The sequence below is a fragment of the Alteromonas sp. AWJ4_197 genome (assembly GCF_056160285.1).
Window position 1 is genome coordinate 1 of sequence record NZ_JBSWWW010000026.1, and the last position, 1,843, is coordinate 1,843.

2 protein-coding genes are annotated in these 1,843 nt (G+C 71.7%); one reads left to right on the forward strand and one right to left on the reverse strand.

Annotated features, from left to right (window positions below):
- Positions 1–194: 194 nt before the first annotated feature.
- Positions 195–1,433 carry a S1C family serine protease gene (locus ACXAGC_RS20280; protein WP_474846801.1) on the forward strand — a complete coding sequence of 413 codons (1,239 nt, stop codon included), beginning with the start codon at positions 195–197 and terminating at the stop codon, positions 1,431–1,433.
- An 18-nt stretch (positions 1,434–1,451) separates the two neighbouring features.
- Here ACXAGC_RS20280 and ACXAGC_RS20285 read toward each other — a convergent pair.
- The coding region (locus tag ACXAGC_RS20285) for a PASTA domain-containing protein (RefSeq protein ID WP_474846803.1) at positions 1,452–1,843 on the reverse strand (392 nt) is incomplete at its 5' end.

A 1,843-nucleotide genomic window follows, 5' to 3' on the forward strand; every position in this document is an offset into this window, starting at 1 on the left:
GAGCCGGCCGGTCCGGCACTGCCGAGCCGGCCGGCCCGGACTGCGGCGGCGGCCTCCCGAAGGACGTCACCGCACGTCGGAGCGGGTCCGTGTCCGGATCGTGAGCTGCCTTACTTCGTCAAGCCCGGCCGTCGGGCGTCCCCCCGGGCGACAATGAGGTCAGGATAGTCAGCGGTGTCCGAGGGGGGAGCACCATGAGATCGTCCAGGAGCACGCGGGTCCGGCGCAGGAGCGCGGCCGCCCTGGCCGTCAGCGTTCTGCTGGTGAGCGGATGCGGGCCGGGGGACACGACGCCCGAGGACCAGGTCGAGCAGGTCGGAGCGGGTGGGCCGGCCGCCCCGGGAGCATCGGCCGGCGCCACGGACATCCCGCACCACGAGGAGAACGGGCTGACCGTGTCCGGCCAGCTCCCGCCGGGCGAGGACCACCCGCCCGACCTCACCACGCAGCAGATGCACGCCCTCGGAGACACCTCGGTGTTCGCGATCCAGGGACGCCGGCCCGACGACTACCTGGGGATGGGCACCGGGTTCGTCGTGGACAAGGACGCCGGGATGGCCGTCACCAACGCGCACGTCGTCCAGGGCCTCGCGGCGATCTCGGGACGGTTCAACACCGGTCAGAAGGCGTCCCTGCACGTCATCGCCCTGGACCCGTGCACGGATCTCGCGGTGGTGCACTTCTCCTCCCCGCTGCCCGAGCAGACGCACCCGCTCGTCATCGGCAGCTCGGACGCGGTGACCCCGGGGGACACGGTCACGGCGCTCGGCTATTCCACCGCTCCGCCCGACCAGCCCTCCGGCCAGAAGCTCCTCATCGCCTCAGGACTCGTCAACGCGACCAAGGTCCCGGCACAGCCGCAGGGCGCCCCGGAGTACAAGGACACCATCCAGCACGGCGCCACCGTCAATCCCGGCAGCTCGGGAGGGCCTCTGCTCGACCACCACGGCCGTGTGGTGGGGATCAACACCTCGACGCAGTTCAGCGGCCGGAACGTCGTGGAGGAGGGCCAGTTCTACTCCATCGCGATCGACTCGGCCCGGACGGAGATCGTCGACAAGCTGCTCAAGGGCCAGTCGCAGAACGACATGGGGTGGGCCGTGGAGGAGTACTATCCGGGCTACTTCACGGCCCTCGACCCCGCCGGCGGCCCTGCGCTCGACGCGAGGATGGCGCGCAGCGGCATCGAGGGAGGCCTCTACGTCAAGGCCGTCACCCCCGGCTCCGGGGCCAGCAAGGCGGGGATCAGGCCGGGCATGCTCATCACCAAGATCCAGAACACGTCCACGGCGACGGTCGCGGAGATGTGCGCCATCGTGGAGTCGGTGCTGCCCGGCACGGTCGCGGCGGTCGAAGGACGCTACCTCCTCTCGGACTCCGAGCGCTTCGACACGCAGTTCTACAAGGAGTTCGCGCTGCCCGGTCCGCACTGAGCCGGAGCGGCGGGCGCCCTACCGGGCGATCCAGACGGTGACGGTCGAGTTCTGTTGCACCGGGGTCCCCTCGAGCGGGTCCGTGCGGACCACCTCGCCCGGCGGCCGGTCCGTGCCGTCCTCGTACTTGACCGTGACCTGCACCCCGCTCGCCCTGATCCGGTCGATGACGGGCTGGGCAGGTCGTCCCACCATGTCCACGGGCAGGTACACCACCTCGGGGTCGGGGGCCGCACCCGGGCCGGCGTCCGCGGGATCCCCCGACGCGCTGTCGGTCCCGACCTCGCTCCCCGGCTCGTGCAGCCCTCCGGCAAGGCCCCGCGGACCGGTCGAGTGGACCACCGTGATCTCGGTGTCCCGCTCCACCCTGCCGGTGGGCCACAGGCCGAGCACCGTGCCCTCCGCCGTCC